Here is a 24,829-nt window from a genome sequence, read left to right as displayed (position 1 = left end):
ACCGGGCGGGTTGGGGGGCCGTGAAATTGGGAAGAAACGATGTCGGGATTGCGTGTTGGGGCGCGCACATCAGCGTGAATTTGCTTACAAAATCGTAAGCTTAGCGCCAAACGGCCACCCAGGGGTGGCCGTTTCATCGATACCGAAAGGACTGTGTCGAAATCAGGATGCCGCGGCGCTCTTTTTGGGGCGCGGCACTGCTGTTTTGGCAATCTGCACCGCGGCTTGGGCTGCGGCCAATCTTGCGATCGGCACGCGGTAGGGAGAGCACGAGACATAGTCGAGGCCGACCTCTTCGCAGAAGCGGATCGAGGCCGGATCGCCGCCATGTTCACCGCATATGCCGAGCTTGATGTCGGGCCGTGTCGCCCTGCCCTTTTGCGCAGCCATGCGCACCAGTTCGCCGACGCCGTCTATGTCGAGCGAGACGAACGGGTCCTGCTCGATGATGCCCTTCTGGCGATAGGTCTCGAGGAAGGACGCCGCATCGTCGCGCGAGATGCCGAAAGTGGTCTGGGTGAGATCGTTGGTGCCGAAGGAGAAGAACTCGGCCGTAGCAGCGATGACGTGGGCGCGGATCGCCGCGCGCGGAAGCTCGATCATCGTGCCGGTGAGATAGTCGATCTTGACGCCGGTCTCGTCCATGACAGCCTTGGCGACCGCATCGATGCGCGCCTTGACGTAGTCGAGCTCCTTCACCAGGCCGACCAGCGGCACCATGATCTCGGGAACGACCAGCGCGCCGGCTTTCTTGCCGGCCTCGACGGCTGCCTCGAAAATGGCGCGCGCCTGCATCTCGGCAATCTCGGGATAGGAGACGGCGAGACGGCAGCCGCGATGGCCGAGCATCGGGTTGAACTCGTGCAGGGCTTCTGTGCGCTGCCTGAGCTTGTCGGGCGAGACGTTCATGGCGGCGGCGACCTCCGCCACCTCCGCTTCCGTCTTGGGCAGGAATTCGTGCAGCGGCGGATCGAGCAGCCGGATCGTCACCGGCAGGCCGGCCATAATCTCGAACAGTTCGAGGAAATCCGAGCGCTGCATCGGCAACAGCTTGGCAAGCGCGGTGCGGCGGTCCTTCTCGGTATCGGCCAGGATCATCTCGCGCATGGCGACGATACGCTCGCCGTCGAAGAACATGTGCTCGGTGCGGCAGAGGCCGATGCCTTCGGCGCCGAAGGAGCGCGCCATGCGCGCATCGAGCGGCGTCTCGGCATTGGTGCGCACCTTCATGCGGCGCACCGCATCGGCCCATTCCATGATGGCGGCGAAATCGCCCGACAGTTCCGGCTGCAGCATCGACACGGCGCCCTTCAGCACCTGGCCGTTGCTGCCATCGATGGTGATGATGTCGCCCTTGCGGAAGGTCTGGCCCATCGACATCAGCGTGCCGGCCTTGTAGTCGACACGCAGCGAGCCGGCGCCCGAAACGCAAGGCTTGCCCATGCCGCGCGCGACCACGGCGGCGTGGCTGGTCATGCCGCCGCGCGTGGTCAGGATGCCTTCTGAAGCATGCATGCCGTGAATGTCTTCGGGGCTGGTTTCGATGCGCACCAGGATTGCCTTGCGACCTTGCGTCTTCAGATCCTCGGCATCGGCGGACGAGAAGACGATCTCGCCGGTCGCGGCGCCCGGAGAAGCCGGCAGGCCGACGCCGATGACATCGCGCGCGGCCTTGGGGTCGATGGTAGGATGCAACAGCTGATCGAGCGAGGCGGGATCGATGCGGGCGACCGCCTCCTCCGTCGTGATCAGCTTGTCGCGCGCCATTTCGACGGCAATCTTCAGCGCCGCCTTGGCGGTGCGCTTGCCGGAACGCGTCTGCAGCATCCACAATTTGCCGCGCTCGATGGTGAATTCGAGATCCTGCATGTCGCGGTAGTGCTGTTCCAGGCGGTCGGAGATGTCGACGAAGGACCGGAACGCGTCCGGCATCAGTTTCTGCAGCGACGGCTTGTCGGAGCCGGCGGCGATGCGCGCCGCCTCGGTGATGTTTTGCGGCGTGCGGATGCCGGCTACGACATCCTCGCCCTGCGCGTTCACCAGGAATTCGCCATAGAGCATCTTTTCGCCGGTCGAGGGGTTGCGCGTGAAGGCGACGCCGGTGGCCGACGTCTCGCCCATGTTGCCGAATACCATGGCCTGGACATTGACCGCCGTGCCCCAGCTTTCCGGGATGTCGTGCAGGCGCCGGTAGGTGATGGCGCGGTTGTTCATCCAGCTGGAAAACACCGCGCCGATCGCCCCCCACAGCTGCTCGTGCGGGTCCTGTGGAAACGGCCTGTCGAGCTCCTCCTCGACCTTGGCCTTGTAGAGGGCAATGACGCTCTGCCATTCCTGCGCTGTCAGTTCGGTGTCGAGCTCGTGGCCGAGGCTCGCCTTCTGGTCCTCGAGGATTTCCTCGAACACTTCGTGGTCGAGACCCATGACGACATCGGAATACATCTGGATGAAGCGGCGGTAGCTGTCATAGGCAAAGCGGGCATCGCCGGAATCGGCTGCCAGCGCCTCGACCGTCTCGTCATTGAGGCCGAGATTGAGCACGGTGTCCATCATGCCCGGCATCGAGGCCCTGGCCCCGGAGCGGACCGAGACCAGAAGCAGCTTCGACGGATCGCCGAAACGGCGCCCGGTCAGTTGCCCGATATGGTCCAGCGCCTTGACGACATCGGCCTGCAACCCGGCCGGATAGCTGTTGCCGTTGGCGTAATAGGCGTTGCAGACTTCGGTGGTGAGCGTAAAGCCCGGCGGCACCGGCAGGCCAAGACTGCACATCTCGGCCAGATTGGCGCCTTTGCCACCGAGAAGGTTGCGGTCGCCCGCACGTCCTTCCGCGGCGCCATCGCCGAAGGTGTAGACCCATTTGGTCATGCTCGCCCTCCAAGGTCTCGGAAGATTAGAACCCCGGGGCCAAGACCCGGTTCCCCCGCGCTCCGACCCGAGCGTTATTATGCTGCAGTGCGAAAGGCAAGGCGTGGCCGGCCAGGCGCGCCAACTACAATCGATTAAGGAAAGCCGCATCAAAAAGACTTGCCGTATCGCTGCCCAAGATATAGAACATATAGGGAACAAGTTGGGAGCAGCGTGATGAAACTCAACGGAAAACTCGACTATCTCGAACTGCCCGCGACCGGCGCGACGCTGGACAGCGTCAAGGCTTTCTACAGCGCCGCCTTCTCGTGGTCGTTCACCGATTACGGGCCGACCTATTCAGCCTTCGGCGAAGGGCTCGATGGCGGCTTCCAGGCCGATGCAGGCGAGGCTCCGGCGAAACCATTGCCGGTGCTCTATTCGCAGGATCTGGAAGCAACCCTCGACGTTGTCGAAAGCGCCGGCGGCACGATCGTCAAGCCGATATTCTCGTTCCCGGGCGGCAGGCGGTTCCATTTCGCCGATCCCGCCGGCAACGAGTTGGCGGTCTGGGGCGAATAGCGCTTCCCCGCGCGAAGCGGTGGATCAGTTTTGCACAGTGGCCAACTCGGCATTGAGCTTTCGTGCCGCTCGTCTTATAAGGCCGCGCGCAACGGGCAAAGCTCGCTTGCTGGGGCGTCGCCAAGTGGTAAGGCATCGGTTTTTGGTACCGACATTCCCAGGTTCGAATCCTGGCGCCCCAGCCAAATCACATGCCTTTGGAATCAATGATTTACCGACCTTATCGATGGCTGCCGTCAGGAGCTATCTGACTCCCACGCGACCCCGACTCCGTTGACAGAGCCGGGGCCGTGCGGAGAGGATCAGTAATCGTTGTCGTCCTGGATGACGACGGGATGATGCCGATGATGTCGATAATAGCGATGATGGCTGCGCTCGATCGAGCCGGTCACGATGACCGTATCCCGGCGATGATGTCTGCGGCCGTGGTCGTAGAAGGCAACCGTGCCGTGTCTGCGGTGATGAAGGCGTTGACCCTGGTCATTGATGACCTTTACGCTCCTGTGATGATGTCGATGGTGGGTCGTGATGACCACGTCAGCTTCGGCTGCCGGAGCTATCGTCGGCATGGCAATGAACAGCGCCAAGGCGCTCACGATCATTGTTTTCATTGTAATATCTCCATCTGCTAATTATCCCTTCGCGGGGATAACCGCGTCCCATCCCTTTGGTTCCGAGTAGCGTCGTTGGTCCACGGGCGCGATCAGTGACGGCTGCTCCCGCGCAACACGGCAGTGTGAAGGAAGTAATTGCGACAACAGCTCTTGTTGGCAAATTCTGTTCAGCACGCTCTTTCAAGCCGGCCACCAAGGTTACGCAACTCGACAAAGCAGCGCTGCGCACGACCATTCTATGTCGTCGCGTTCGATCTCATGATCTGTAACGGGAAACACTTGTCTTGCGAGGAGGACCGTCGGCACAACTTTTCAGATTTACGAGAATACGACCAATCAGGCCATCTTAGATCGCCTAAGTCGGGCCGTCTCAGATCCCGTAAGAAAGTGCAAGGTAAACCACCGGCGCCAAGATCAGCAGAACCGCGATTCCGATAACCACTGCGATTGCCAGGCGCTCTGTTCGCCTGACAAGTTCAGCGACGTTGTCGTCGTCAGCCGATGGTATGAGGTCAAGAACGGAAGAAACTTCCGCAGGACTGTCGTTGTCGTTTGCGGGTCGGGTTGCGCCGTCACGCACAGATCTCTGGACAAAGGTCACTGTTAGCCTCGCTATTGAAACGCACCCCGTTGGCGGTCTCACGACAATCGGGTGCCCGCTAACCTCTCAGGAATGGCGGGCACCCGATTGACCACCGATGAAGGGACTCATGCTCGGCAGCCCGGTTCCAATGCATCGGGAGGGCATAGGTTGCCCGCCTTCAGGCCTATGGCTCCGACGTCAGGACTTCAGTCATACCCTGTTCGGACCTTGGTCTGGCAATCGACGAAGCGATGGCCGCCATTTTGTTTCGACGCAGAAAATGCGGGAACATTAGTAGGCTCTTACGAGTTCACTCCCAGCAACTAGTTCGGGAGAGATACGGTGAACAACATAATCTGGCTCATCGGAGCAGTCGTTATCGTGATTGCGATACTGAGCTTCCTGGGCTTCCGATAAACGTGGCAGCTGAATTGCGGTCGGAGCCTATTGCCATCTGCGCCTTGTAGGCATCGCTTTCGCGTTGGCCGGGCGCTTTGCATGTGGGCTTTGGCGTTCGCTCTCAGGTGGCGCTTAAATTCCTTCTCTTCGAACCTTACAGAATGCGCGTCGCAAGCAGGTCGCAAGGGCGACGGTCCTGTTGCAACAGTCGGATCGACGCCATCGCCGACGAAATCAACAAAGCATGCTGCGTCAGCTCGCCTCGCGCATCGCCTCGGCGGCCTGCAGATCGACCGAGACCAGTTGGCTGACGCCCTGCTCGGCCATGGTCACGCCGAACAGGCGGTTCATGCGCGCCATCGTGATCGGGTTGTGGGTGATGATGACGAAGCGCGTCTCGGTGGTCGCGGCCATTTCGTCCATCAAATTGCAGAAGCGCTCGACATTGTGATCGTCGAGCGGCGCGTCGACTTCGTCGAGCACGCAGATCGGCGCCGGATTGGTCAGGAACACGGCAAAGATCAGCGACATCGCCGTCAGTGCCTGCTCGCCGCCCGACAGCAGCGTCATGGTCTGCGGCTTCTTGCCGGGCGGACGTGCCAGGATTTCGAGCCCGGCTTCGAGCGGGTCGTCGGATTCGATCAGCTGCAGTTCGGCCGTGCCGCCACCGAACAGATGCGAGAACAGCCGCTGGAAATGGCCGTTGACCACCTCGAAAGCGGCAAGCAGCCGTTCGCGGCCTTCGCGGTTCAGGCTCTGGATCGCTTGCCTGAGCTTGCGGATCGCCTCGATGATGTCCTCGCGCTCGGAGACGATGGTCTCCAGCCGGTCCGACAATTCCTTCTGCTCTTCCTCGGCGCGCAGATTGACGGCGCCGAGCCGCTCGCGCTCAACCTTCAGCCGGTCGAGCTGGCGCTCGATCTCGGCCATTTCCGGCATCGGGCTGTCGGCTTCCAGGCCAGTATGGCGAATGACCAGATGCGGCGGCGTGTTCAGCGTTTCCTGGATGCGCGCCTCGACCTCGAGCCGGCGCTCATCGGCGGCGGTCAATCGCTCTTCCGCGCGGACGCGGGTTTCGCGGGAATCGGCCAGCGACTGGATGGCCGCGGTGGCGGCCTTGTCCAGCTCGGCCTGCTTGTTCTCGGCCTCCTGCAAACGGTCGGCGGCCGCCTTGCGCAAGGTCTCGGCCTCGGTCAGCTGCGACAGCAGCGCGCGCCGCCTGGAGTCGATCTCGTCGGGGGCGTCGGCCAGCGTTTCGCGCTCGGCCTCGGCCTCGGCCCTGCGCTCGCCCAGCGAGGCAATCTGCGTCGAGGCGTTTTCGGCCCGCTGCAACCAGTTGCTGCGCTCGGCGCCGATGGCGTCGAGCCGGCGCGTGCGCGCCTCGGCTTCGCGGCGCAGGCCTTCATGGACGGCGCGCGCGTCGGCCAAGGTTGCGCGATCGCGGCTGACATTGGCGGCGGATTGTTCAAGCTGCAATTGCAGGTCGCCGAGATCGGGGGCGTCCTGCAGCAGCATTTCGGCCTCGGCGAAGGCGGCGGCCGTTTCTTCATGGCTGTCGACGATTCGCGCGCGCGCCTCGTCCAGGGCGGCGCGGCGGCTTGCCAGCTCGCCACCGGCCTTTTCGGCCTCGGCCAGCGCGCTGCGGGCGGCGTCCAGGCCGTGCTGGGCATCGCGCCCGGCCTGGCGGGCGTTGCGTTCGGCCTCGCTCGCCTCACGCAGCGCCTGTTCGGCCTGGGCAAGGGCAGCCTCTGCCTCACGCATCATCTGCGTCGCCTGCACCGCCTCGGCATCGAGCTCGGCCAGCCGGTTCTTCTGCGCCAGCCTCTGCGCGGCCGCGGTCGGTGCATCGGCGCTGGCGGTCAAGCCATCCCAACGCCACAGCGCGCCGTCACGGCTGACCAGCCGCTGGCCGGGGGCAAGCAGCGCCTGCAGGCGTTTGCCGTCCGCCGCATCGACGATGCCGATCTGCGCCAACCGGCGGGCAAGCTGCGAAGGCGCGCGCACCACGCTGGCGAGGCTCTTGAGGCCTTCCGGCAAAGCCGCATCGCCTGGTTCAACCTGGCTTTCGCCCCAATGCACCGGCGCGCTGCGGTCGAGCGGCACGTCGAGATCCTCGCCAAGCGCAGCACCGAGGGCCGTCTCATAGCCGCGTTCGACGCTGAGTTGCTCCAGTACCGACGGGAAAAGATCGCCGCTGGCGGCATTGAGGATCTTGGCCAGCGTGCGGGCTTCGGTCTCGATGCCGGCGAGTTCGGCCCTGGCATCCTGCAGCGGCGGACGGGCGGCACTCTCGGTGGCGCGCGCCTCGGCGACGGCCTGTTCGGCAGCAATGGCGCCGGCCTCGGCTTCCTCCAACCGGGCGAGCGCGTCCTCGACCAAAGCGCGCTTCTCGGCGGGATCGGGCAGGCCGGCGACTTTCGAGACGATCTCCGATAGCTCGCGGTCGACATCGGCCAGCTGGCGGGCAAAGCGATCGCGGCGTTCGGCGGTGTCGCGCAGCGTGCGCTCGATCTGGTTGCGCGAGGCGGCGGCCTCTGCTCGTTCGGCGGTCAGCGCAGCGAGCTTTGCTTCGCTTGTTATAAGCGTTGCGCCGGCCTGCTCGAAAGCGGCGCGCGTGGTGGCTTCGCGTTCGGCGGCACCGGCATTTTCGGAGTTGAGTGTCGCTTCTTCCTCGCGCAGGCGCTCGAGGATGTCGGCATTGTCGCGCACCATGCGCTCTTCGCGGGCGATGTCGCCGTCGAGCTGCTGCAGCCGGCGCTCGAGTTCGGCCTGGCGGGCGCGGATGCGGCCAGCCTCCTCCTCGATCTGAGCCTTGGCGATCGACAGGCGCTGGAAGGCGGCAGCCGCGGCGGCCTCGGCATCGCGCAGATCGGGCAGCCGGTGGGCGCCGATGCCTTGCTCACGGGCGGCAGCCATCTGGGCGGCGGCGCGGTCGCCGACCAGAGCTGTGGCAACCGCCAATGCCGAACGCGCATCGCCCTCCTGGGTCTTGGCCAAAGTCCAGCGCAGATGCAAGAGCGTGGCTTCCGCCTTGCGGATATCGGCCGACAGGTTCTTGAAGCGCGATGCCTGGCGCGCCTGGCGCTTAAGGCTTTCGATCTGGCTCTCCAGTTCGCCGACGACATCGTCCAGCCGTTCCAGATTTTGTTCGGCCGCCTTCAGCCGAAGCTCGGCCTCGTGACGGCGCGTGTGCAGGCCGGAAATGCCGGCGGCCTCTTCGAGCAGCGCGCGGCGCGCCTGCGGCTTGGCCTGGATCAGTTCGCCGATACGGCCCTGTCCGACCATGGAAGGCGAGCGCGCGCCGGTCGACTGGTCGGCGAACAGAAGCTGCACGTCCTTGGCGCGGGCTTCCTTGCCGTTGATGCGGTAGAGCGAGCCGGCTTCGCGCTCGATGCGGCGCGACACCTGCAATTCATCGGCGTCGTTGAAGGCGGCGGGCGCGGTCCGGTCGCTATTGTCGAGGAACAGCGTGACTTCGGCGGTGTTGCGGGCCGGGCGCGTTCCCGAGCCGGAAAAGATCACGTCGTCCATGCCGGACGCGCGCATGTTCTTGTATGAGCTTTCGCCCATCACCCAGCGCATCGCCTCGACAAGGTTCGACTTGCCGCAGCCATTCGGCCCGACAATGCCGGTCAGGCCACGTTCGATGACGAACTCGCCGGGTTCGACGAAGGACTTGAAGCCGAGGAGGCGAAGGCGCGAAAACTTCATTCGCGCCTGCCTGGAAGGCACAAAGGTGCGCTGACGCCGAAGCGCAGTCGCTCCGGCGCCGCCTGGACGTCAGAGCAGAGGGTCGATGATGGCCGATATTTCCTCAATCGACATCGCACCTTTGTAGGTTTTCCCGTTGATGAAGAAGGTCGGCGTCGAGTCGACCTTGAATTCATCGGCGCCGCGCTTCTGGACCGATCTCACATCGTCCAGAAGTTTCTGGTCCGTCAAGCAGGCCTCGAAGGACTCCTGTGTAAAACCGGCGAGCTTGGAGATCTGCAGCAGCGCATCCTTGGTATTGTTGACGCCGACCCAGTTGGCCTGCTGCTTGAACAGCACGTCGACCATCGGGAAATAATTGTCCTTCGAACAGCGCGCCAGCATGAAACCGGCCTCGGCGCTCGGATCGAACGGGAATTCGCGCAGGATGTAACGCGCCTTGCCGGTGTCGATGTACTTGGTCTTCAACTCAGGGAAGGTGGTCGCGGCGAAATGCGCACAATGCGGGCAGGTCATCGAGGCATATTCGACGATGGTGACCTTGGCGTCATCCTTGCCGAGCTGCTTGTCGGGCAAAGCGCCGGGCTTCAGCAGCTCGGCCATGTCGACATTGCCGGAAGACTCCGGGACCTTGACGGCGGCCGGAGTGGCAGGCGTCGAAGCAGGCGCGGGAGCCGCAGGCTTCACATCCGCTGCTTTGGCATCCTCGCCTGAATCGCTGCATGCGGCGAGCATAGCCACTGCCGGAATGACGGCCAGCGAAGACAGGAGGTTTCTGCGGGACAAGCTACGGTTCATGCGAATCACCTGACTGTGGTTTGATTTTGCAACGCAAAGGCTAGAAAAGGCGAGAGTTGGCGGGAATTAAGGCATCGCCGTCCCCATTCCAATCGCCAAACTCTACATGCAGGATCACGAATGCGCGAGATAGATGACGCGTTCATGACCGACTGATTACCGGTTGATTACCTTGGCCGCTTCCTTTGGGCAAGAATTGTGGCGCCAAGACGCTCCAGCGAGGCGCGCAAGCCTTCATCCTCGATCTTGCCGACGGTATCCGACAATTTGGCCTTTTCGACAGAAGTCAGTGCTCTCGGCGTCGGTTTCGGCCGGGCTTTGTCCCTCAGCACCGGCTTTTGCACGATCCGGATCCTGCCGATCGCGTTGAAGCCGAGAAAGGCATTGACGCGGTTGATGATCTCGCCGGTCTCGTGCTGTAGGTGCAGCGCGGCCATGCCCTCGCAGGCGATGACCAGCACCGCCGGCTCGAACGGATCGTCCTCATGCATGCGGCGCGGCCACTGGATTTTTTCGGGGCGCGAATGGCCGGCGAGCCTGGGGCCGGCGATCTCTTCCCATGACTGCACCAGCCCGATCGAAATGCCGGCCCGCTTGCGCAGCACGGGGTCGAGGATCGCGGTCGCGAGATCGCTCACCGGAACGGGATTGCCGTAAGGCGTTCTCCCTGCCATGTACGTTCTCCAGCCACGCTCCTCACCAGCCTAGAGCCAGCCCGCGATCAATGGCACTGCACGAACAGACCCGCAAGGCCGCATCCGGACCAACTCTATCAGGAGAGATCGCCGCGCGTCTGCTTGCCTGGTACGACGCGCACCATCGCGAACTGCCGTGGCGGATCACGCCGCGCGCGGCGGCCGGCGGTGCACGGCCGGACCCCTATCGCATCTGGCTGTCGGAAGTGATGCTGCAGCAGACCACGGTCGAAGCGGTAAAATCCTATTTTCGCCCCTTTGTCGAGAAATGGCCTGATGTGAAGGCGCTGGCGGCTGCGCCGGCCGAGGATGTGATGAAGGCCTGGGCCGGGCTCGGCTATTATTCACGGGCGCGCAACCTCAAGGCCTGCGCCGATCTGGTTGCGAGCCAGGGCGGCCGTTTTCCCGACAACGAAACGGGATTGAGGGAATTGCCGGGGATCGGCGCCTATACGGCGGCGGCGATCGCGGCGATCGCCTTCGACCGTCCGGCGGCGGTCGTCGACGGCAATGTCGAACGTGTCATCTCGCGGCTCTATTCGATCGCAACGCCGCTCAGCGAGGCAAAGCCTGAAATCCGCGCGCTCGTCGAAAGACTGGTTCCGCAGACAAGGCCGGGCGACTTCGCCCAGGCAATGATGGACCTTGGCGCCACGATCTGCACGCCAAGACGGCCGCGCTGCATGCTGTGCCCGGTGCGCGAGGATTGCAGCGCCATCCTGTCCGGCGACCCCGAGCGCTTTCCGGTCCGCCTGCCCAAGGTCGACAAACCACTCAGGCGGGGTGCCGCCTTCGTCGCCGAGCGCGGCGACGGCGCCATCCTGTTGCGCAAGCGGCCTGACAAGGGCCTGCTCGGCGGCATGACCGAGGTGCCGACCACAGGTTGGACAGCGCGGATCGACGGTGCAACCACTTCGGAGGCAGCGCCCTTCCCTGCCGACTGGCGGCGCGCTGGAGAGATCGCGCATGTCTTCACCCATTTCGCGCTCGAGCTCGAAGTCTTTCACGCTCAAGTGAAAAGTGATGCGCCGGAAGGGCATTTCTGGTCGCTGGCCCATGACATTTCCGGAGAAGCGCTGCCGACGGTCATGAAAAAGGTCATCGAAGCAGCGATACCGGGCGCAACCAAAAAGCACCGCCCCATTGACTAGCATTCGCTTTGAAAGGCCAGAAATGACTGAAATCCGCCATATCGTGTTCGACATCGGCCGCGTCTTGCTCCACTACGATCCGAACATTCCGTTCAGCCGCCTCATTCCCGATGCCGAAGAGCGCAAGTGGTTCTTCGACAATGTCTGCACGCATGACTGGAACATCGAGCAGGACCGTGGCCGGACGTGGGAAGAGGCGGAAGCGCTGCTGATCGCGGATTACCCGGATCATGCTGAAAACATTCGCAATTTCCGACGCTATTGGAACGACATGGTGCCGCATGCCTATGAGGACAGCGTCGCCATCATGCTCGGCCTGATCGAGAGCGGCCACGACGTGACCATGCTGACGAACTTCGCCGCCGACACACTTGCCGAGGCACGACTGCGCTTCGATTTCCTTAGCCGCCCGCGCGGCGTGACCGTGTCGGCCGATATCCGTGAGATCAAGCCCGACCGCGCCATTTACGATCACCATGTCGCTGCATTCGAGCTCGAGCCATCAGCCACACTGTTCATCGACGACAGCCAAAAAAATGTCGACGGCGCCAAGGCGGCCGGCTGGCAGTCAGTGCTGTTCACGGATGCAAAAACGCTCAAGGCGGACCTTGAGCGGTATGGCATCGCGACCTGAGCTACGCAGAGGGGTCGAAGGTAGCGCTTTATGGCGCCCCCTCTGCCCTGCCGGGCATCTCCCCCACGAGGGGGGAGATTGGCAGCCTCGCCGACGGCTCTTTCTTACAACGTTGAAAGTTGGCGAAAACAATGAAGCGCGCAATCTCCCCCCTCGTGGGGGAGACGGCCGGCAGGCCAGAGGGGGGCGCGGTAGGGCGCCGACCTTTATGTGGTAGCGTCAAGCCCCTGCGCGCTCCATACCGAGCCTGGCGATGCGGCGCAGTTCGTCGATCGGGGTCAGGCCGCCCGAGCGCTCATAGTGCCAGAAGGTCCAGCCATTGCAGGCGTCCAGGCCCTGCACTTCGGCGCCGATCTTGTGGATCGAGCCGGCGCTGTCGCCGATCGCCACCGTGCCGTCGGCGCGTACCTTGGCCGACCAGCGCTTCTTGGCATCGTAAAGCGTGGCGCCGGGCTGCATAAGCCCGGTATCGATGAGGCTGACAAAGGCGACGCGCGGCTCGGCGCGCTTGCCGGTGAGCACGGTGAGATCGGCGGTTTCCAGCGGCCGCACGGCATCGATGCGCTCATTGGCGGCGTCGATATAGGCCTGCTCGCGCTCGATGCCGACGAAATGGCGGCCAAGCCGCTTGGCCACGGCGCCGGTTGTGCCGGATCCGAAGAACGGGTCGAGCACGATGTCGCCCGGCTTGGTCGAGGCCATCATGATGCGGGCGAGCAGCGCTTCCGGCTTCTGCGTCGGATGCAGCTTGTCGCCATTGTCGTTCTTCAGCCGCTCGCCGCCAGTGCAGATCGGGAACAGCCAGTCGGAGCGCATCTGGATGTCGTCGTTCGATGCCTTCATGGCTTCGTAATTGAAGGTATAGCCCTTGCCCTTCTGGTCGCGCGAAGCCCAGATCATGGTCTCATGCGCGTTCTGGAAGCGGCGACCGCGGAAATTAGGCATTGGGTTGGTCTTGCGCCAGACGACATCGTTGAGGATCCAGAAGCCGAGATCCTGCATCTTGGCGCCGACGCGGAAGATGTTGTGGTAGGAGCCGATGACCCAGATGGTGCCATTCGGCTTCAGCACGCGGCGTGCCGCCAGGAGCCAGGCGCGGGTGAAGGCGTCATAGGCCTCGAAGCTCTCGAACTGGTCCCAGTCGTCGTCGACGGCGTCGACCTTGGACTGGTCGGGCCGGTGCAAATCGCCGTCGAGCTGCAGATTGTAAGGCGGATCGGCGAAGATGACGTCGATGGATTTTTCCGGCAGCCGGTCGAGCGCGGCGACGCAATCGCCCTTGAGGATCGTGTCCAGCCACTCGGATTGCTGGGGGGCGTGGGAGAGGTCGGCGAGAAGACGCACGGCAGACATTTTTACACCCAAGGCACGCGTTACTGTTTACTCCCCGTTATGGTTACCGATCAGCGTAAATATTCGGTGAAGGACGCAACAGGCCAGGCAGCCCTGAGGTCGTCAGTTTGCGCAGCCCGGCCCGTTGGTGTATGTCGCGCCGCTTGAGCCTTGCCGGGCCTCCATCACCCTCCCTCGTTCGGATTGCCATGCCCCAGCCAGACCTTGTCATCTTCGATTGCGACGGCGTGCTCGTCGATTCCGAAATCATCGCAGCCCGCGTCGAGGCCGAATTGCTGACCTTGGCCGGATATGAAATCTCGGCCGAGGAATACGCCGAAACCTATGCCGGACTGACCTTCAAGGACATCATGATGCGGGTCGAGGCAAAATCCGCGATCCCGTTCCAGGCCTCGATGATCGACCGGGCCGAAGAGCTCGTCGACCGCAAACTGCGCAGCGACGTGCGCGCCATCGACGGCGTGCGCGAGGCGGTCGCGGCGGTGACCGCGCCGCGCTGCGTCTGCTCGAACTCACGCTTGGAGCGGATCGAGTTCATGCTGGAGAAAGTGGGCCTGCTGCCGTTCTTCGCCGGCCGGATTTTTTCAGCGCTGGAAATACCAAGCAAGAAAACCAAGCCCGCGCCGGATGTGTTCCTGATTGCGGCGGAGCAACTCAACGCCGATCCGGCAAACACCTTCGTCATCGAGGATTCGGTGCACGGCGTCACCGGCGCCAGGGCCGCTGGCATGCGCGTGATCGGCTTCACCGGCGCCGCGCACAGCTATCCCGGCCATGCCGATGTGCTGACCGAAGCCGGCGCCGAAACCGTCATCCGCCGCTGGGCCGAACTGAAAAGTGTGATTGCCGCTCTGTCGGAGTGGTCGGACGCCTGAACCGATCAGTCCTTGGCTTTGGCCGACTTAGCCGGTTTCTTCTTAGCCCTGTTGTAGGCAATCGCGGCGCGGACGAGCGCTTTCAGCGCATCCGCATCGATCACGTCGCCCTCCGACACATCGATGGCGCGCCACACCTTGCCGTTGAGCCCATTGTTGAACAGCCTGTCGGGATCCGGCAGGCTGGCGCCGTGAGAAAAGGTCAGCTTCACCTTGTCCTTGTGAGCGTTGCCGACGGCGATCATGCCGTCGCGTGACCATACCGGGCTGCCCATCCACTTCCACTCCTCGATGATTTCCGGGTCGGCGTCGAGGATGGTCTTGCGCAGGCTGGCCAACGTCTTGCCCCGCCAATCGTCCAGCTCCCGGATTCGGGCATCTATCCGCTCGGAGGCAGAGGCGCCTCCCTCGTCCTTGCTCGACATGCTGATCTTCATGGTCTGCCTCCGTTCACATCTTCTCGCCGGGCAATCGGCTGGCCTGCTTCACCCAGGAGGCGAAGCGGGCTTCGTCGATCTCTTCGCCTTCATGGATGTCGAGATAGCGCACTTCCTTTTGCCTGGAACGGCCGGGAGGCACAGGATCGAGCGACGTGCCGCGAAAGAAGGCGACTTTGACGTATCTGGTGAAGCAATGCAGGCTGAGGAACCAACCGTCGCCCTCGATGCCATAGAACGGTGAGTTCCACTTCACCGCCTTGTAGACGCCGGGGACGGCGCTGACGATAAGTGCGTCGATCCGGCGCCCGACATCGCTTTTCCAGCCCGGCATGGCAGCAATATATGCCTGCACCGGAGCGTCCCCATAGGCCTTCGGGATCTGCGGGTTGCCGCCCGAAAGCAGGACCGGCTTTTCCGGCTTGTCTGGGGCCGGTTTTGCGACCTTCGATTTTCCCGGCGCCTTGGCCATGTCCTACCCTTGCGCGCCCTGCTCGCCACGCGATCTCGCGACGTAAGGCAGCACGAACATGTAGAGGCCGCTGAACAGCAGCAGGAATAGCGGCAGCAGCGGCGAATAGACCACCCAGGCCGGAGGTTGCCCGAACGCCATGGTGATGAAATTGGCTGCCACGGTCAGCGTGAAGATGATCGACAGCCAACGATGGGTTTGACGTATCCATTTGCTCAAGTTCATTGCAACTTCCTCTTGAAACCAGCGCCTACCAACGCGCCAGTTGGGTGATCTGGATGAGATTGCCGCAGCTGTCGTTGAGCTGGGCGATGGTCGAGCCGGTCACTTCTGTCGGCGCCATGGCGAACGCACCGCCGCGTCCCTTGATGCGCTCGTAATCACCCTTGACGTCGTCGGTGAACAGCATGAGCGCGGGCTGCCCCTGCTTGAAGATGGCCTGCTGGTAGGCCTTGGCGGCCGGGTTGTCGTTGAGCGCCAGCTGTAGCTCGGCTCCCTCGGGCTCATCGGGTGAGATGACGGTCAGCCAACGAAAAGGCCCATTGCTGAAGTCGGCCTTCACAGCAAAGCCCAGCACGTCGGTGTAGAAGCGCAGTGCGTTGTCCTGGTTGTCCACATAGACGCTGGTCAGCTTGATCTTCATCGATTTCCTCCTTTTTGCATTCGGTGCCCCGCGATCAGGGCATGGTACCGGCAGGCTTCAATCCGGCTTCGCCAGGACCTGCTCCAGCTTGGTGAGGAATTGCTGCCACCCGGCCCTGGCGCCGCCATAGGCCTGCTTCTGGCTCGGATGGAAACCCGACTGCTCGACGCGCAGATGGGTCCCCGTGCTGGTGGGCGTGAGCGTGAACGTCACCACGCTCTTCAGATTGTAGGCGGCATCCTCATGCGCAAAATCCCAGCTGTAGGACAGCGTCCTGTTTTGCTCGATGGCCAGCACCTCGCAGTCGAGCACGCCGCCCCAGTCGCCGCGAAGATTGAAGCTGTGGCCGACGACAGGCTTGAAATCGTTCTTCATGAGCCATTCCTCAATCAGATGCGGCTGCGTCAACGCGCGCCAGATCTTCTCCGCCGGCCAGGATATTTCACGTTCGACGACGACGGTGCGCAGCTCGGGATTGCTCACTGGTCCATCCTTTTCAGCAGGCTCTCGAGATCATCGAAGCGGCTCTCCCAGAATCCAGTCATTTGAACTGTCCAGTCGGTCAGCGGGCCAAGTGCCGCGGGCTGGGCGCTGTAGTGGGTCTGGCGTCCGGCGTGGCGGTCACGCACCAGGCCGGCCAGCTTCAGGACGCCGAGATGCTTCGACACCGCCGGTTGCGAGACCCCGGACTGCGCCGTCAGCGCCCCCACGGTCTGCTCACCTTGGCGGCACAAGCGCTCGAAGATGGCCCGCCGAGTCGGGTCGGCAAGCGTTCTGAACAAAGTATCGTGGGCGTCCGGCATCGGGATCAATAACCTGCGAGCTATTGATTGACGTATAACCGCCGGGATATGGATGAGTCAAGTGCGCTGGCGGAATGGATCGAGATTAAAGCGCAGACGCGACCTGCCGCAGGCGCACGCCTGCAGGATTACGATCGGATCGTTTGGATCTTTCAAAGAGTTGACCGGCACCGTCGCAGCAGCGACGGCGCCCAGGCGCTTAGTTCGTCGCGGGAGCGCGCTTCTTTTTCTTGCCGGACTTCTTGTCCGCCGCCGCCGGCGCGGTGTCGTCATAGCCGGCATAGACAGTGTAATCCCGGGCGGAGGGTTCGGGCACGACGACGTTGGGATCGGTGAACACGAATTGGGTGGCGGTCGAGGGATCGCTGACCTGGATCTGATAGGGGTGAATTTGCGAATAAAGCACGTCGGGGCCGTGCATGACGGCAATGCGGATCGGCATGGTGATGGTGCCGGGGGCGAACAGCGGTCCCGGCACGATCTTGCCGGCAACGCCAACCTTCATCGTCAACTGGCCGTTGGCACGGCTGCAATCGCGGCTCACATCGCTGATCGAGGCCTGGTAGATGATCTTGGCCGGATCCTTGTTCGGATCGACGATGGAGCCGTCAGGCGCCGTCTGCGCGGCGGCAGCGGCCTCGGCATCCTGTGCCGCATCAGCCTTTTTCTTTCTCGGCTGCGGCGCGCCCTTGGCGTAGGTATTGAAGTAGGCGGTGCCATCGCGCACCGTCACTTTCGGGCAGTAGGCCTGCAACTGGCTGGCGAGAACCTTGGGATCCTGCGGCGGTATTGGCGCATTCGGGTCGGTCTTCTTGCCGAAACCGAGATTGAGGATGCCATTGTCGCTCGATTGGCAACCGGCGGCGGCAAGCATAAAGCCGGTGAGCGCCAGACCCGCGACAAAGCGACGGTTGAACTTGTGAAACGCCATGAAACTGCACTTCCCTCTCGCAAAGTTGGTGACGTATAGCAACGCCACGGCAAAAATGCGACTGAGCCGGCTCGGAAAATTAACCAATTGCCGTGGATGAACCGGCGGCAGCAATGGACCTTGACGATGCGCTATGTGAGTACCCGCGGGGATGCACCCGTGCTTGGATTTGCCGACGCGGTGCTGGCGGGGCTGGCCCGCGACGGCGGGCTTTATGTGCCGCAGACATGGCCGCAGTTTTCGGCAGCCGAGATCCGCGCCATGCGCGGCCTGCCCTATGCGGACCTCGCCATCCGCGTGCTGACGCCGTTCCTCGGCGGCGAGATCGCCGCACCCGTCTTCGAGCGCCTGGTGCGAGAAGCCTATGCCACCTTCCGCCACCAGGCCGTCTGCCCGCTGGTGCAGACCGGCGCCAACACGTTCATCCTTGAACTCTTCCACGGTCCGACGCTGGCCTTCAAGGACGTTGCCATGCAGCTGCTTGCCCGGCTGATGGACCATGTACTGACTGAGCGCGGCCAGCGCGCAACCATCGTCGGCGCGACCTCGGGTGACACCGGCGGCGCCGCCATCGATGCCTTCGCCGGCCGCGACCGAACTGACATTTTCGTGATGTTTCCGCATGGCCGCGTCTCGCCGGTGCAGCAGCGGCAGATGACGACATCGACGGCCACCAACGTCCAGGCGCTGGCCATCGAAGGCAATTTCGACGATTGCCAGGGCCTGCTGAAGGATATGTTCAACGATCATGGTTTTCGTGATCGCGTGTCGCTGTCGGGCGTCAATTCGATCAACTGGGCCCGCATCATGGCCCAGATCGTCTATTATTTTTCCTCGGCGCTTTCGCTCGGCGCGCCGGACAGGCCGGTCTCCTTTACCGTGCCGACCGGCAATTTCGGCGATATTTTCGCCGGTTACGCCGCCAAGAAGATGGGCCTGCCGATCGAGCGGCTGATCGTCGCCACCAACGACAACGACATATTGGCGCGCACTTTCGCGACCGGTGAATACCGCACCAAGGGTGTGTTTGCGACGACGTCGCCATCGATGGACATCCAGGTATCGTCGAACTTCGAGCGACTGCTGTTCGAGGCCTGCGACCGTAACGCAGAGACGGTGCGGCGTTACATGGCCGGCCTCAAGCAATCCGGCGCCTTCACCATCGAGACCGCAGAAATCGACCGGATGCGGTCCGAATTCGACGCCGGACGCGCTGATATGGACGAGGTTGCCGCCACCATCCGTTCAACGCTCGAATCCAGCAATTATCTGCTCGATCCGCACACGGCCGCGGCCGTGCATGTCGCCGCCGGCAAGGCTGACGGTGCAGTGCCGATGGTGGTGCTGGGCACGGCGCACCCGGCCAAGTTCCCGGCCGCGGTCGAAGCCGCCTGCGGCGTGTCGCCGGCCCTGCCCGCATGGCTGGGGTCCTTGATGTCAGCCGACGAAAAGTACACGGTACTTCCATCCGACCTGAAAATGGTGGAAGATTACGTGAGCCGCCACTCAAGGGCAGCGCGTTAGGGAGTACTTGCCATATGGGTGTTGAGGTAAGCCGTCTGTCGAACGGCCTGACAGTCGCCACCGAAACCCTTCCAAGCCTCGAATCCGTTGCCCTTGGCGCCTGGGTCAAGTCCGGCGCCCGCAATGAGCGTGACGACGAGCACGGAATGGCCCATCTGCTCGAGCATATGGCCTTCAAGGGTACGAAAAGGCGGACGGCCTTCGAGATCGCCTCGGAAATCGAGGATGTCGGCGGCGAGATCAATGCCGCCACATCAGTCGAGACGACGTCCTATTACGCCAGGGTGCTGTCCGACGATGTGCCGCTGGCGGTGGATATCCTTGCCGATATCCTGCAGGAGTCCGAATTCGACCCAGAGGAACTGGAGCGCGAGCAGCATGTGATCCTGCAGGAGATCGGCGCCGCGCACGACACGCCCGACGACATCGTCTTCGACCGTTTCACCGAGACCGCCTTCCGCCACCAGACGATCGGCCGCTCGATCCTCGGCACGCCGGAAACCGTCAAATCCTTCACCTCCAAACAGCTGCATGATTTCATAGAGCGCCAGTATGGCGCCGAGAAGATGGTGATCGTGGCGGCAGGCGACATTAAGCACGACAATTTCGTGCGCGAGGTCGAAAAGCAGCTCGGCGGTTTCCGCAGCAAGTCCGACAGCACGATGCCGCAATATGCGCAGTATGTCGGCGGCGATTTCCGCGAGGATCGCGACCTGATGGACGCGCAGATCGTGCTCGGCTTCGAAGGCCGAGCCTATCATGTGCGCGATTTCTACGCTTCGCAGGTGCTGTCGATGATCCTCGGCGGCGGCATGTCGTCCCGGCTGTTCCAGGAGGTCCGCGAAAAGCGTGGCCTGTGCTATTCGGTCTATGCCTTCCACTGGGGTTTTTCCGATACCGGCATCTTCGGCGTTCATGCCGCGACCGGGCAGAGCGACATTGCCGAACTGGTGCCGGTCATTATCGACGAGCTGCAGAAGGCCGGCGAGAATATCCTTCAGGAAGAGCTCGACCGCGCCCGCGCGCAATATCGCGCCGGCCTGATCATGTCGGCTGAAAGCCCGGCCAGCCGCGCCTCGCAGATCGCCAGGCAGCTGCTTCTGTTCGGTCGGCCGATCGCCAAGGAGGAGTTGATGGAACGGCTGTCGGCGCTGACCGTCGAGCGGCTGACCGACCTTTCGTCCCGGCTGTTTTCGACCAAGCCGACGCTGACCGCGGTTGGACCGGTGGGTACGCTCGCGCCCTATGAGGCGATTCTCGATTCGCTTGCGGGCACGCACACCACGGCCCGCAAGCTCGCCGTCTAAGCCTTCAAGCGCCGGTGTTCGCGCTCCCTTTCTTTCGCCGTGACCTGCCGGCACTGAAAGGCGACCGGGTCATGCTGCGCGTGCCCTACACCAACGACTATCGCGAATGGTCAGCGGTGCGCGGCGAAAGCCGTGCCTTCCTCGAACCGTGGGAGCCGCGCTGGACGCCCGATGAACTCGACCGCACCGCCTGGCGGCTGCGCATCGGCCGCTACCGCGAAGACTATGCGCAGGGGACAGCCATCGCCTTCTTCATCTTCGAGAAGGCGAGCGGCAAGCTTGCCGGCGGCATTACGCTCGGCAATATCCGCCACGGCGTCTCGCAAAGCGGCCATGTCGGGTACTGGATCGGGGAGCGGTTTGGCGGCCGCGGCCTGATGACCGACGCGGTCAAGGTGGTCTGCCGCTTCGCCTTCGATACGCTGAGGTTGCACCGGATCGAAGCTGCCTGTATTCCCGACAATGTCCGGTCGATCCGCGTGCTTGAAAAAGCCGGATTCCGGCGCGAAGGACTTCTGCGATCCTACCTCAGGATCAACGGCATCTGGCAGGACCACTACCTCTACGCCCGGATCGCGGACGATCCGCCGGGCGCTGGAACGAAGGACTGATTTTTGACGAATTTCCTGCGAAACGGGTCGCTGTTGGCCTTTGTTCTGGCGGCTGTCGTCACGCTTTGCGCGGCGCTACCGGCCTTCGCCGTCGAACCGATCAAGATTGCCCGCGACGACGTAGCGCTCGACCTGTCGCGCGCCGTCCAGATCTACGTCAATCAGGGCGAAAACTTCCAGGTGTCGACCGCGCCCGGTCCCGACGGCATCGTGCGGCGCATCGAGGTCGAGGCCAATGACGCGCGCTCGAGCGGCGACTGGGCGGTGTTCGCGCTCGCCAACACCACCGACCAGCAGCTCGACCGGCTGATCGTGGCGCCGCATTTCCGGCTGGTGAATTCCGGCATCTTCTGGCCCGATCTCGGCGCCACCCGCATCGCCGCGATCACCCCCAGCGAGGGATTCGCGCTCGACCGCCAGTCAAGCTCCGACGCCGACGTGTTCCGGGTGACGCTGAACCCGGGAACGGTGATCACCTTCATCGCCGAACTCGCCTCGCCGAAGCTGCCGCAGGTCTATCTATGGGAGCCGGAAGCCTACAAGGACTCGGTCAATTCCTATACGCTGTTCCGCGGCATCGTCATCGGCATCGCCGGGCTGCTGGCGCTCTTCCTGACCATCCTTTTCGTCGTCAAGGGAACCTCGATGTTTCCGGCGACAGCCGCACTTGCGTGGGCGGTACTTGCCTATATCTGCGTCGATTTCGGCTTTCTAAACAAGATCATAGAGATATCGCCCGGGAACGAGCAGATGTGGCGGGCGGGAACGGAGGTGGCGCTTGCGGCGACCTTCGTGGTGTTCCTGTTCGCCTATCTCAACCTCAACCGGTGGCACGGCCATTTCAGCTATGGCGCGCTGGTCTGGATCCTCGGCCTGGTGCTGATTGCCGGTGTGGCCATCATCGATCCGGCCGTCGCCGCCGGTATTGCCCGGCTGTCCTTTGCCGCCACCGCGCTGACCGGGCTCGGCCTCATCATCCTGCTCGGTCTTCGTGGTTACGACCGTGCGATCATGCTGGTGCCCAGTTGGGTGATGGTGCTGCTATGGCTGTGCGGGTCGTGGATGGCGATCACCGGCATGCTCGACAACGACATCGCCCAGCCGGCATTGGGCGGCGGGCTGATCCTGATCATCCTTTTGATCGGCTTCACCGTCATGCAGCATGCCTTTGCCGGCGGCGCGCTGCATCAGGGCCTGTTCTCCGATCTCGAGCGCCAGGCGCTGGCCGTGGCCGGCTCCGGCGACACGGTGTGGGACTGGGACGTGCTGCGCGACCGCGTCGTCACCAAGCCCGACGTCAGCATCCAGCTTGGCCTGGCGCCCAACAGCCTGGGGGGTGCGGCCCGCAACTGGCTGCCGGTGCTGCATGCCGACGACCGCGACACGTTCCGCACCACCCTCGACGTGGTGCTCGAACATCGGCGCGGCCGGGTCTCGCAGAATTTCCGCCTGCGCGGCGCCGACGGGCACTACCACTGGTTCTTGCTTCGGGCGCGGCCGGTGATCGGCTCGGATGGCGAAGTGATTCGCTGCGTCGGCACCATGGTCGACGTCACCGAGCAGAAAAAGTCCGAGGAAAGGCTGCTGCACGATGCCGTTCACGACAATCTGACCGGCCTGCCCAACCGCGAACTTCTGATGAACCGGCTGGAAGCCATCATCTCGATCGCGCGCACCGAAGAGAAGGTGCGCCCGACCGTCTTCGTCATCGACATCGACCGTTTCAAGCAGGTCAATGACGGGCTTGGCATCTCGGCCGGCGACACCATCCTGCTCACCATTGCGCGCCGCTTGCACCGGCTGTTGAAACCGAAGGATTCGCTGTCGCGCTTTGCCGGTGACCAGTTCGCCCTGATGCTGCTCTCCGAACAGGAACCCTCCCGCATCGCGGCGGTGGCAGACGCCATCAAGCACGCCATCAACAACCCGATCACCTTCGCCAAGCGCGAGATCGTGCTGACTGCCTCGATCGGCCTGATCACCTGGACCTCGGCGCAGACTTCGGCAGAAGACATGGTCAAGGACGCCGAGCTTGCCATGCACCAGGCCAAGCGCTTCGGCGGTGACAGGATCGAGCCGTTCCGGCCGGCCTTCCGCACCGTCGGCACCGACCGGCTGCAATTCGAATCCGATCTGCGCCGCGCCATCGAGCGGCGCGAATTCACCCTTGCCTACCAGCCGATCGTGCGGCTGGAGGACGGCAGCATTGCCGGCTTCGAGGCGCTGCTGAGGTGGGACCATCCGCGCCGCGGCATGATCCCGCCGGGCGATTTCATCCCGGTCGCCGAAAGCTGCGGCCTGATCGTGCAGCTTGGGCTGTTTGCCATGCAGCAGGCGGCCGAAGACCTCGCCGGTTGGCAAAAGCAGATCGGCGACACGCCGCTGTCAGTGTCGGTCAATCTGTCCAGTCGCCAGCTGATCCGCCGCGACCTGGTCAGCGATGTCCGCTCGGTCATCGCCCGCGCCAATCTGAAGCCGCGCTGCTTCCGGCTCGAACTTACCGAATCGCTGGTCATGGACAATCCAGAGCAAACCTCGCATGTGCTGACCAAGCTCAAGCAGCTCGGCATCGGCCTGTCGCTGGACGATTTCGGCACCGGCTATTCCTCGCTCGCCTACCTGACCCGCTTCCCCTTCGACACCATCAAGATCGACAAGAGCTTCGTCGACGACGCGACGCCGAAGCGGGCGGTGCTGCTCAAATCCATGGTCAACATGGCGCATGAACTCGGCCTGTCGGTGGTGGCCGAGGGCATTTCCGACGAAAGCGATGCGCTGGAATTGCGCCAGATGGGCTGCGAATATGTGCAAAGCTTCATGTTCGGCGCGCCGATGCCAGGCGACCAGGTGCTGAAGGCGTTGAAAGAGCAGTACCCGATGACGCAGGCGTGATGGGTGAGGCATGCGTCGTGCAGGCGCGTGGTTACATTGGAATGAACCCCGAAAATTAGCTGAAGCGACCGCGCCTTCGTCATCCTAGGGCGAAGCAAGGAGCGCAGCGACGCGGCGCAGACCCTAGGATGACGAAAGTGGCGGGCGGCTTCGGCTAGTCGCGAAGGTTCGGCGGAACGTCGGCGAAGGCGAGGCTTCAGGCGTGCCCCGCGGCCAGGCTCAAATGCGCCAGATCAATCCCGATCGATGCCAGGATGCGGTCGTACTTCCGCTCGATGTCGGCGTCGAACAGCAGCTCCGGCGTGGCCGGACAGGTCAGCCAGCCATTCTCGGCGATCTCGGTTTCCAGCTGGCCGGCGCCCCAGCCGGAATAGCCGAGCGCCATCAATGCGCGCCGCGGGCCGCGGCCGGACGAGATGGCGCGCAATATGTCGACCGTCGCGGTCAGGCAGATATCGTCGGAGACGGTGAGCGAGGATTCCACCCGGTAGTCGCCCGAGTGCAGGACGAAGCCGCGGCTACGGTCGACGGGGCCGCCATTGCGCACGACGAAGTCGCGAGCCTGCGCCGGCAGCCTGATCGCCTCCTGCTCGTTCATGATGCCGAGCTGCACCAGAAGATCGGGAAACAGCATCTGTTGCGTCTGGTTGATGATCAGGCCCATGGCGCCTTCATCGCTGTGCGCACAGATGTAGATGACCGAGCGCGTGAAGCGATCGTCCTTCATGCCGGGCATGGCAATCAGAAACTGGTCGTCAAGAAAGCCGCGTCCACCGGCCGTCTTTTTGTGGCGCAAAAAGTCCATGAACGGGAGCGTAACGCGTTTCCGGGACGCCGAAAAGATGCGCCGCGTGCGATTCGGCCAAACCCCGACGGTTGGAACAACGGATTCCTGGCTGTAAACTTTGCTCGGCCGATTGCTTGAACCCAACTGTTCCTTGCCCGAAGGTCACGCAAATATGATACG

Annotated in this window: 22 protein-coding genes and 1 tRNA gene; 9 read left to right on the top strand and 14 right to left on the bottom strand. The window is 63.2% G+C overall.

The genetic code is table 11. The features are described from left to right. Nucleotides 1-162: 162 nt before the first annotated feature. A complete protein-coding gene (gene ppdK, locus ACYG97_RS01620) occupies nucleotides 163-2,868 on the bottom strand; it encodes a pyruvate, phosphate dikinase (RefSeq protein WP_023732081.1) in 2,706 nt (901 codons plus the stop codon). 216 nt (nucleotides 2,869-3,084) lie between these two features. On the opposite strand from ppdK, the gene ACYG97_RS01615 reads away from it, so the two are divergent. Both ACYG97_RS01615 and ACYG97_RS01610 read left to right on the top strand, forming a co-directional pair. Next, the gene (locus tag ACYG97_RS01615; RefSeq protein ID WP_023732083.1) at nucleotides 3,085-3,429 is read left to right on the top strand and encodes a VOC family protein; all 345 of its coding nucleotides are present in this window, start codon (nucleotides 3,085-3,087) and stop codon (nucleotides 3,427-3,429) included. Nucleotides 3,430-3,539: 110 nt separating this feature from the next. Continuing rightward, a tRNA-Gln gene (locus tag ACYG97_RS01610) sits at nucleotides 3,540-3,614 on the top strand. A gap of 117 nt (nucleotides 3,615-3,731) precedes the next feature. Here the strand turns inward: ACYG97_RS01610 and ACYG97_RS01605 are convergent. The 4 genes from ACYG97_RS01605 to ACYG97_RS01590 all read right to left on the bottom strand — a co-directional run bounded on the left by ACYG97_RS01605 (nucleotide 3,732) and on the right by ACYG97_RS01590 (nucleotide 10,208). Beyond that, nucleotides 3,732-4,040: a hypothetical protein gene (locus ACYG97_RS01605; RefSeq protein ID WP_023670691.1), complete on the bottom strand. Its 309-nt coding sequence runs from the start codon at nucleotides 4,038-4,040 to the stop codon at nucleotides 3,732-3,734. Nucleotides 4,041-5,277: 1,237 nt separating this feature from the next. Then, nucleotides 5,278-8,736 carry a chromosome segregation protein SMC gene (gene smc, locus ACYG97_RS01600; protein ID WP_460221551.1) on the bottom strand — a complete coding sequence of 1,153 codons (3,459 nt, stop codon included), beginning with the start codon at nucleotides 8,734-8,736 and terminating at the stop codon, nucleotides 5,278-5,280. 69 nt (nucleotides 8,737-8,805) lie between these two features. Next, nucleotides 8,806-9,534 carry a DsbA family protein gene (locus ACYG97_RS01595; protein WP_023692056.1) on the bottom strand — a complete coding sequence of 243 codons (729 nt, stop codon included), beginning with the start codon at nucleotides 9,532-9,534 and terminating at the stop codon, nucleotides 8,806-8,808. Nucleotides 9,535-9,701: 167 nt separating this feature from the next. Beyond that, entirely contained in the window at nucleotides 9,702-10,208 is a 507-nt protein-coding gene (locus ACYG97_RS01590) for a DUF721 domain-containing protein (protein WP_023709857.1), read from the bottom strand. A 50-nt stretch (nucleotides 10,209-10,258) separates the two neighbouring features. Here ACYG97_RS01590 and mutY point away from each other — a divergent pair, with 50 nt between their 5' ends. Next, nucleotides 10,259-11,380: an A/G-specific adenine glycosylase gene (gene mutY / locus ACYG97_RS01585; RefSeq protein ID WP_023732085.1), complete on the top strand. Its 1,122-nt coding sequence runs from the start codon at nucleotides 10,259-10,261 to the stop codon at nucleotides 11,378-11,380. 22 nt (nucleotides 11,381-11,402) lie between these two features. Further along, nucleotides 11,403-12,014, top strand: a complete 612-nt coding sequence (locus ACYG97_RS01580) for an HAD family hydrolase (protein ID WP_023732086.1) — start codon at nucleotides 11,403-11,405, stop codon at nucleotides 12,012-12,014. Between the two features lie 219 nt (nucleotides 12,015-12,233). Here ACYG97_RS01580 and ACYG97_RS01575 read toward each other — a convergent pair whose 3' ends face one another. Then, the gene (locus ACYG97_RS01575; RefSeq protein ID WP_023668392.1) at nucleotides 12,234-13,367 is read right to left on the bottom strand and encodes a site-specific DNA-methyltransferase; all 1,134 of its coding nucleotides are present in this window, start codon (nucleotides 13,365-13,367) and stop codon (nucleotides 12,234-12,236) included. Between the two features lie 188 nt (nucleotides 13,368-13,555). On the opposite strand from ACYG97_RS01575, the gene ACYG97_RS01570 reads away from it, so the two are divergent. Next, nucleotides 13,556-14,242, top strand: a complete 687-nt coding sequence (locus tag ACYG97_RS01570; RefSeq protein WP_023732087.1) for an HAD family hydrolase — start codon at nucleotides 13,556-13,558, stop codon at nucleotides 14,240-14,242. A 5-nt stretch (nucleotides 14,243-14,247) separates the two neighbouring features. On the opposite strand, the gene ACYG97_RS01565 is transcribed toward ACYG97_RS01570, so the two are convergent. From ACYG97_RS01565 to ACYG97_RS01535, 7 genes are all read right to left on the bottom strand, one after another. Further along, nucleotides 14,248-14,679: a DUF1801 domain-containing protein gene (locus ACYG97_RS01565; RefSeq protein WP_023816775.1), complete on the bottom strand. Its 432-nt coding sequence runs from the start codon at nucleotides 14,677-14,679 to the stop codon at nucleotides 14,248-14,250. A 13-nt stretch (nucleotides 14,680-14,692) separates the two neighbouring features. Next, the gene (locus ACYG97_RS01560; RefSeq protein WP_023732088.1) at nucleotides 14,693-15,151 is read right to left on the bottom strand and encodes a DUF1801 domain-containing protein; all 459 of its coding nucleotides are present in this window, start codon (nucleotides 15,149-15,151) and stop codon (nucleotides 14,693-14,695) included. A gap of 3 nt (nucleotides 15,152-15,154) precedes the next feature. Then, on the bottom strand, nucleotides 15,155-15,376 hold the full coding sequence (locus ACYG97_RS01555; protein ID WP_023668396.1) for a hypothetical protein: 222 nt from the start codon (nucleotides 15,374-15,376) through the stop codon (nucleotides 15,155-15,157). 25 nt (nucleotides 15,377-15,401) lie between these two features. Beyond that, nucleotides 15,402-15,794, bottom strand: a complete 393-nt coding sequence (locus ACYG97_RS01550; RefSeq protein WP_023668397.1) for a VOC family protein — start codon at nucleotides 15,792-15,794, stop codon at nucleotides 15,402-15,404. A gap of 57 nt (nucleotides 15,795-15,851) precedes the next feature. Next, nucleotides 15,852-16,277, bottom strand: coding sequence for an SRPBCC family protein (locus ACYG97_RS01545; protein ID WP_023732089.1), 426 nt, complete (start codon nucleotides 16,275-16,277; stop codon nucleotides 15,852-15,854). After that, entirely contained in the window at nucleotides 16,274-16,597 is a 324-nt protein-coding gene (locus ACYG97_RS01540; RefSeq protein ID WP_023668399.1) for an ArsR/SmtB family transcription factor, read from the bottom strand. The genes ACYG97_RS01545 and ACYG97_RS01540 overlap by 4 nt, the downstream gene beginning before the upstream one ends. Nucleotides 16,598-16,796: 199 nt before the next feature. Beyond that, nucleotides 16,797-17,528: a hypothetical protein gene (locus ACYG97_RS01535; RefSeq protein ID WP_023668400.1), complete on the bottom strand. Its 732-nt coding sequence runs from the start codon at nucleotides 17,526-17,528 to the stop codon at nucleotides 16,797-16,799. A gap of 126 nt (nucleotides 17,529-17,654) precedes the next feature. Between ACYG97_RS01535 and thrC the strand changes: the two genes are divergently transcribed. From thrC to ACYG97_RS01515, 4 genes are read left to right on the top strand one after another with little or no spacing between them, the layout of a single operon-like run. Further along, on the top strand, nucleotides 17,655-19,052 hold the full coding sequence (gene thrC, locus ACYG97_RS01530) for a threonine synthase (RefSeq protein WP_023709657.1): 1,398 nt from the start codon (nucleotides 17,655-17,657) through the stop codon (nucleotides 19,050-19,052). 14 nt (nucleotides 19,053-19,066) lie between these two features. Then, nucleotides 19,067-20,359: a M16 family metallopeptidase gene (locus ACYG97_RS01525; protein WP_023668402.1), complete on the top strand. Its 1,293-nt coding sequence runs from the start codon at nucleotides 19,067-19,069 to the stop codon at nucleotides 20,357-20,359. Between the two features lie 14 nt (nucleotides 20,360-20,373). Then, nucleotides 20,374-20,970 (top strand): GNAT family N-acetyltransferase, encoded by a 597-nt coding sequence (locus ACYG97_RS01520; protein WP_023668403.1) that lies wholly within the window; start codon nucleotides 20,374-20,376, stop codon nucleotides 20,968-20,970. A gap of 3 nt (nucleotides 20,971-20,973) precedes the next feature. Then, nucleotides 20,974-23,862 (top strand): EAL domain-containing protein, encoded by a 2,889-nt coding sequence (locus tag ACYG97_RS01515; protein WP_023727477.1) that lies wholly within the window; start codon nucleotides 20,974-20,976, stop codon nucleotides 23,860-23,862. A gap of 196 nt (nucleotides 23,863-24,058) precedes the next feature. Here ACYG97_RS01515 and ACYG97_RS01510 read toward each other — a convergent pair whose 3' ends face one another. Next, nucleotides 24,059-24,667 carry a YqgE/AlgH family protein gene (locus ACYG97_RS01510; protein WP_023698524.1) on the bottom strand — a complete coding sequence of 203 codons (609 nt, stop codon included), beginning with the start codon at nucleotides 24,665-24,667 and terminating at the stop codon, nucleotides 24,059-24,061. Between the last annotated feature and the right edge of the window lie 162 nt (nucleotides 24,668-24,829).

It is taken from the genome of Mesorhizobium sp. W067 (assembly GCF_054719525.1).
Note: the sequence above shows the minus strand (reverse complement) of the source record. Positions and strands in the feature narration are given on the sequence as shown.

Coding starts and splice junctions, on each gene's coding strand:
- ACYG97_RS01550 (WP_023668397.1), bottom strand. CDS start 15,794: ATGAAGATCAAGCTGACCAGCGTCTATGTGGACAACCAGGACAACGCA.
- smc (WP_460221551.1), bottom strand. CDS start 8,736: ATGAAGTTTTCGCGCCTTCGCCTCCTCGGCTTCAAGTCCTTCGTCGAA.
- ACYG97_RS01565 (WP_023816775.1), bottom strand. CDS start 14,679: ATGAAGATCAGCATGTCGAGCAAGGACGAGGGAGGCGCCTCTGCCTCC.
- ACYG97_RS01570 (WP_023732087.1), top strand. CDS start 13,556: ATGCCCCAGCCAGACCTTGTCATCTTCGATTGCGACGGCGTGCTCGTC.
- ACYG97_RS01590 (WP_023709857.1), bottom strand. CDS start 10,208: ATGGCAGGGAGAACGCCTTACGGCAATCCCGTTCCGGTGAGCGATCTC.
- ACYG97_RS01560 (WP_023732088.1), bottom strand. CDS start 15,151: ATGGCCAAGGCGCCGGGAAAATCGAAGGTCGCAAAACCGGCCCCAGAC.
- ppdK (WP_023732081.1), bottom strand. CDS start 2,868: ATGACCAAATGGGTCTACACCTTCGGCGATGGCGCCGCGGAAGGACGT.
- ACYG97_RS01555 (WP_023668396.1), bottom strand. CDS start 15,376: ATGAACTTGAGCAAATGGATACGTCAAACCCATCGTTGGCTGTCGATC.
- ACYG97_RS01615 (WP_023732083.1), top strand. CDS start 3,085: ATGAAACTCAACGGAAAACTCGACTATCTCGAACTGCCCGCGACCGGC.
- ACYG97_RS01605 (WP_023670691.1), bottom strand. CDS start 4,040: ATGAAAACAATGATCGTGAGCGCCTTGGCGCTGTTCATTGCCATGCCG.
- thrC (WP_023709657.1), top strand. CDS start 17,655: ATGCGCTATGTGAGTACCCGCGGGGATGCACCCGTGCTTGGATTTGCC.
- ACYG97_RS01595 (WP_023692056.1), bottom strand. CDS start 9,534: ATGAACCGTAGCTTGTCCCGCAGAAACCTCCTGTCTTCGCTGGCCGTC.
- ACYG97_RS01535 (WP_023668400.1), bottom strand. CDS start 17,528: ATGGCGTTTCACAAGTTCAACCGTCGCTTTGTCGCGGGTCTGGCGCTC.
- ACYG97_RS01575 (WP_023668392.1), bottom strand. CDS start 13,367: ATGTCTGCCGTGCGTCTTCTCGCCGACCTCTCCCACGCCCCCCAGCAA.
- ACYG97_RS01510 (WP_023698524.1), bottom strand. CDS start 24,667: ATGGACTTTTTGCGCCACAAAAAGACGGCCGGTGGACGCGGCTTTCTT.
- ACYG97_RS01540 (WP_023668399.1), bottom strand. CDS start 16,597: ATGCCGGACGCCCACGATACTTTGTTCAGAACGCTTGCCGACCCGACT.
- ACYG97_RS01525 (WP_023668402.1), top strand. CDS start 19,067: ATGGGTGTTGAGGTAAGCCGTCTGTCGAACGGCCTGACAGTCGCCACC.
- mutY (WP_023732085.1), top strand. CDS start 10,259: ATGGCACTGCACGAACAGACCCGCAAGGCCGCATCCGGACCAACTCTA.
- ACYG97_RS01580 (WP_023732086.1), top strand. CDS start 11,403: ATGACTGAAATCCGCCATATCGTGTTCGACATCGGCCGCGTCTTGCTC.